Source organism: Achromobacter sp. Marseille-Q0513 (assembly GCF_018195695.1).
GTDB lineage: Bacteria > Pseudomonadota > Gammaproteobacteria > Burkholderiales > Burkholderiaceae_B > Achromobacter.
On record NZ_JAGTJY010000661.1, the window covers coordinates 1 to 324 of the forward strand.

General features: G+C 79.6%; 1 pseudogene. It reads right to left on the reverse strand.

The features are described 5' to 3' along the window. Positions 1-324: pseudogene (locus tag KDH83_RS32200) on the reverse strand (hypothetical protein); the annotation flags it as partial.

Below are 324 nucleotides of genomic sequence, written 5' to 3' on the forward strand. Positions count from 1 at the left end.
GTGGCCGACGCGGCGCGGGCGGCCTCGGCCCAGCCGGTGCCGGGAATCCAGACGCGCAGCGTCATGCTCCTGGCGCCAGGCAGCAGCAGCGCGCCGTCGCCGACCGGCGGCAGCGGGCCGCGCGCGGACGCGGCGCCGCTGGCGCGCCACAGGCCATCGGGACGCACGCGCCATTGCACGCGCTGCCACAGGCCGGGGCTGTCCGGATGCGGGCGCAGGATCTCCAGCACGGCGCCGCCGCTGGGCGGGCGCAGCAGGCGCACGCCGGCCGACAGCGCGACCGCGTCGCCGCCGACGGGATCGAAGACCGGGCCGTCGTAGGAC